The sequence below is a fragment of the Niastella sp. genome, assembly GCF_045805085.1.
Lineage (GTDB): Bacteria > Bacteroidota > Bacteroidia > Chitinophagales > Chitinophagaceae > Niastella.
In genome coordinates this window covers 1-5214 of record NZ_JBJMLX010000092.1, presented here as the reverse complement: position 1 = coordinate 5214, position 5214 = coordinate 1, and the positions used below count along the sequence as shown (strand labels likewise).

The following is a 5214-nucleotide window of genomic DNA, read 5'->3' as shown; positions in this document are numbered from 1 at the left end:
CGGGTGCTGTTACAAAGATCCATTTATCGGCAAAGGGAGGTATCCAGTCTTCCTTGAAAAACAATTTAAGGGTATCTGCCAGCACGATCAGGATACCCAATGGCCCCGCACGGTTCGGTCCCAGGCGGTCCTGCCACAGGGCCAGCAAACGGCGTTCTACCCAGATCAATCCGGCCGCAATATTCAGCAGTACGAATAAAACGCCAATAACGATCCATACTTGTTGTGTTGTGCTCATGATTGAAAATTCTGAGTTCCTGGTACTAAGTTGCCGGGTTCGTAGGTTATTGAGTTCTTTAGTTTGTTAGTTATTTAGTTCACGTTTCACGACCTGCTTTCTTTTAAACTGGTCAACTGATCAACTGGTTAACTGGTCAACTTTATACTAACATAACTGTTCCAGTTCATCACAGGCATACCTGGTAGTCCCGCCGGCATTACAACCAATCCATTTGGTAAAGAGCGATCAATGGTAACCGGCAATTCATATTCCTGTTCATATACCTGGATGGCTACTGTTTGTCCATTGGTTACACCAAGCCTTACCGCATCAGTTGCAGAGAGCGCCACATAAGGTTCAGGCGACAATTCGCGAATGCCTTTAGCGTACGCGCTCAATTCTTCAGACCCAAACACATGGTATTGCGGAAACAACAACCACCTATCATTGCGCACTACATACGCTTCAGGGATATCTTTGAAATAAGCCGGTGCAGCATCCTTCTTATAAGCAAACAGCCATTTACCTGCCTGCTCGTTCTTTAAAGAACCGCCAGGCTCCTGCTGGTATTTATTAACAGCCTGAATAGAGTTCCAACCAGGCGACCAGAAGAACGGGATCAGTGGCGATGGCGGCATCCCGGAATATCCTTCCATGGTAAAAGTGAATGGAGAGTCATCATCTTGTTTTGGCTCTGGTTCACTCACTGCCAGGTTCGACAACATGGCCGTGCGTCCGCTGTAACGGTGTGGTTCACGCGGCAACGCCTGTCCGTTTATCCGAAAATCATGGTGAGGCGCTGCATCTGTAATACCGGCAAATTGCGGCAACAACTGCTCCGTCCGGGCCAAAACATCCTCAGGGTGGTACACGCTTTCGTTCCCTTCCCCGGTTCGTACAGCCTGCATTTTCAACAACCATTTCCAGCTTTCCCGGATGGCTGTATGACCCGGCATAAACACCTGGAAGAACCGTTGCGCGCGGCCTTCATAATTTACCAGGGTTCCATCGCCTTCGGCAAAGGTGGCTGCAGGGATCAGGATATCGGCATGTTGGGTAGTAAGGTTATTCAATGAATCAAGCACCACGCAATGTTCCACACTATTAAAAAACAGATCGGCAACAAGCGTGGGCACATTCCGGTACAGATCATTTTCCAGTACAATAGCGGTCATATTTTTTTCCCGGGTGGTGCGCAAAACAGCACTCTCAAAACTTGGGGGCTGCATCATGGCCAGGCCCATGCTGTTGCATTCCGGCATTACGTATGCCAGGCGTACTTCATTATCGGCGGTCTTACAGGCAGCGGCAATATCAAATGCGGCGCGGATCAACGCTTCATTATAACAACCAGTTCCACTGATGATCACCGGCCGTTTCGCCTGCTGCAAAAACACGGCAATATCAATAACATTTGCCAGGGTATCTTCATCCACCTGCACCCGCGGCAGAGCGCCATTCAACTGGTGAGCGATCGCAAAACCGATGCGGGCGAGATCGTCCGGCGCATTATGCTGTACACAGGTGCTTATTTCATCGAGCGGCGATGCGGTGATGGTACAATTGGCCAGGAATCCTTTTTCTTCCTGTACTATTTCATGAACGGCTGCATCGTGCCAAAGAGGTATGGTTGCATTATGCTCCAACGCATGGTGTGCCGCGGTTTTCAACACGCTTTGACGAACCGCCAGCGCCATTACCGGGGCGGTGTTCCAGATATCTTCGCCCAACACCAGGATGGCATCTGCCTGTTGGATATCCTGAAGAGAAGCAGTTTTCACCACACCGGTTTGCAGCACTTCCACGATGCGTCGTTGAATGAATCCCACATTATCGCTGATGCCTTGGTAAAAGTTTTCTTTACCCACCAGTTGCATCAATGCGGTATTACTTTCAACAGAAGCGCGCGGTGACCCAATGCCTATCAACGGATGATCGGCCAGTAATTTTCTCATGTGACCCGTCAATGTAGCTTCGTCCACTGCTTCCACCGCCTGGTTGCGGATAAGCGGCTGTGTAATGCGGTTCTCACTGTTTACAAATTCATACCCAAACCGGCCGCGATCGCAAAGAAAATAACCATTTACCTGGCTGCTGAACCGATTGGTAATACAACGCAACTGTTCGTACCGTTCGCCTGCAATGGTATTGCACCCCACGCTGCAATGCTGACAAACCGAAGGCGCGGTGGTGAGGTCCCACTTGCGGGTATAATGTTCCCGCAGGGTTTTATCGGTAAATACACCAGTCGGACAAACCTCTGCCAGGTTTCCGCTGAAGGGGCTTTGCAGCACGCCATCCTGCTCCCGGCCAAAATAAACATGGCTGTGCGCCGCAAATACATTCAGGTCCTTACCACCGGCATAGTCGTGGTAATAGCGAACACAACGATAACACTGAATGCAGCGGTTCATTTCATGGTGAATGAACGGCCCCAGGTATTGATTGGTAAAAGTTCTTTTTTTGAAATGATAGCGGCGGTAATCGTGACCCGTCATGACCGTCATATCCTGCAGGTGGCAACTCCCGCCTTCATCGCAAACGGGGCAATCATGCGGATGATTGGTCATAAGCCATTCTATTACCTGGCTGCGAAAGGCTTTGGCGGTTTTGTCGGCCACCGATACCCGCAAACCGTCTTTTATATTTTCCATGCAACTCATCATCAATTTGCCATGGGTATCGTTCTCATCTTTAAAAACCTTTACGGCGCATTGACGGCAGGCGCCCACGCTGCCCAACGCCGGATGCCAGCAGAAATAGGGCAGATCGATACCTAACCCAAGGCAAACCTCCAGCAGGTTCTTTCCCTGTTTTACATCGTATGGCTTGTTATCGATGAATATCGTTGACATAACAATTGGTTAGGCGGTGTAAGGACACCGGTGTAACGAAATATGTTTCTCAAAATCATCCTTAAAATATTTCAATGCGCTTTGCAGAGGTTCCATGGCGCCGGGTGCCAGGGCACAAAAAGTATTACCGGGACCCAGCATGTGCGTATGCATTTCCAACAACTCCATATCCTGTTCGGTACCACTCCCCTGCTCCAGGCTTAACAACATTTTTTCAACCCAGGGCAGCCCTTCGCGACAGGGCGTACACAATCCACAACTTTCCTGCGCAAAAAAATGTTGCAGGTTGTGCACAAAACCAACAGGACAGGTAGCATCGTCCATCACTACCATAGTACCGGTGCCCAGTCGGCTTCCGGCTTTAGCCACGTCGGTAAAATCCATTTTTACATCGAGGTGCTCGGTAGTCAGAAAATCAGTGGAAGCGCCACCGGGCAATACGCCTTTTAACTGGTAGCCGTTCTTCATGCCACCGGCATATTCTTCTATCAACTCCCGAATAGTTACACCCATCGGCAGTTCCCAGCAACCCGGTTTATTTACCTTTCCACTAACGCCATATAATTTGGTACCGCTGTCTTCACTATTGCTTAATCCCTTGAACCAGTCGACGCCATTGTTTACAATATGTGGAATGTTACAAAGCGTTTCTACATTATTTACAATGGTTGGCTTGCCATACAAACCACTTAACTGTGGATAGGGCGGTTTGGCCCTTGGTGTTGCCCTTCTTCCTTCCAATGCATTTAATAAAGCGGTTTCTTCCCCACACATATAGCGGCCCACCCCGGTATGCAAATGCATTTCTAAATTAAACCCGCTACCCAGGATATTCTTTCCCAGAAAACCGGCCACATAAGCTTCATGAATGCTCTTGCGTAGCAATTGGGCTGCCTTTTTATATGCCCAACGTAAAAATATAAACGATACCTCCGCCTGGATGGCATAGGCTGACAGGATCATGCCTTCTATGAGTTGATGCGGATTGCCTTCCAATAGCAACCGGTCTTTAAAAGTGCCGGGTTCCATTTCATCGGCATTGGCAATAAGGTATTTTGGATGCGGGGCATGATCGTCCATAGGCACAACACCCCACTTGACACCCGTACTAAAACCTGCGCCGCCCCGGCCTTTTAGTCCACTGTCCTTCACCAGTTGCTGTACTTCCTTCGGCGTCATACTGCCCAGCGCTTTTTGCAGGGCCGCATAACCACCTGTCATTTGATATTCCCTGAGATCAAATGGCGGACAGCCAGGATGAATATATTGTGTGAGCGGACGTTCCATATTATGTCAGGTGTATTGTTTTAAAATGCTTTCGAGCATTTCAACGGTCAGATCTTTATACAGGTCATTGTCGATCATGAGCGCCGGAGCGTGATCGCAGCAACCCAAACAGGCATTAGGCAACAACGTAAAACACTGATCGCTGGTGGTTTCGCCAAATTGTATGTGCAACTTTTCCTGCAGGGCTTTATAGATCTCGCCATACTTCATCACATAGCACGAAATGCTGTCACACACCAGGATCACATGCCGCCCCACCGGTTTGCGGAAAATAAGGTTATAAAAAGTGGCCACGCTGTCCACTTCAGCCGGACTCATTTGCAAATAAGCGGCAATCGCGCTCACACTTTCGTCGCTGATCCAGCCACGCTGGCGCTGCACAATCTTTAAAGCTTCAATAACTGCAGCGCTTTTATGCGGCACCAGGCTTACTTCATGGTCAATGAACTGACGCTCCATGTCCGTTAGGTAATGCTGCTGATACTTCGCAGTATTATCTTGTTTTGAAACTTCTTTATTTATTTTTTGTGATATCATATTATTATCGGCAATCGTGAATCGTGAATCGGCAATTTTGGCCCCGCTTAATCGTGAAACGTCAACCGCGAAACGTGAAAGGCTTCCTGACTTTTTTCTTCCACGTCAACTTGTTAACTCGTCAACTTGTTAACTCGTCAACTGATCAACTGGTCAACTCAACGATCTATATCAGCCAAAACAAAATCTATACTCCCTAATATGCTTAAGAGATCACTCACCGTATACCCTTTGCTGATATACGGCACCATTTGCATATGAGGGAATGACGGGGTGCGGATGCGCACGCGATAGGCCGCCGTATTGCCATCACTG

4 protein-coding genes and 1 pseudogene are annotated in these 5214 nt (G+C 48.6%); all 5 read right to left on the bottom strand.

The annotated features are described in order from the left end of the window. The coding region (locus tag ACJ751_RS04675) for an NADH-quinone oxidoreductase subunit H (RefSeq protein ID WP_407744213.1) at positions 1-238 on the bottom strand (238 nt) is incomplete at its 3' end. A gap of 128 nt (positions 239-366) precedes the next feature. After that, the gene (nuoG, locus tag ACJ751_RS04670) at positions 367-3075 is read right to left on the bottom strand and encodes an NADH-quinone oxidoreductase subunit NuoG (RefSeq protein ID WP_407744212.1); all 2709 of its coding nucleotides are present in this window, start codon (positions 3073-3075) and stop codon (positions 367-369) included. A gap of 9 nt (positions 3076-3084) precedes the next feature. After that, positions 3085-4362, bottom strand: a complete 1278-nt coding sequence (gene nuoF / locus ACJ751_RS04665) for an NADH-quinone oxidoreductase subunit NuoF (protein WP_407744211.1) — start codon at positions 4360-4362, stop codon at positions 3085-3087. Positions 4363-4368: 6 nt separating this feature from the next. Next, the gene (gene nuoE, locus ACJ751_RS04660) at positions 4369-4899 is read right to left on the bottom strand and encodes an NADH-quinone oxidoreductase subunit NuoE (RefSeq protein ID WP_407744210.1); all 531 of its coding nucleotides are present in this window, start codon (positions 4897-4899) and stop codon (positions 4369-4371) included. A 158-nt stretch (positions 4900-5057) separates the two neighbouring features. Beyond that, positions 5058-5214: pseudogene (locus ACJ751_RS04655) on the bottom strand (NADH-quinone oxidoreductase subunit D); the annotation flags it as partial.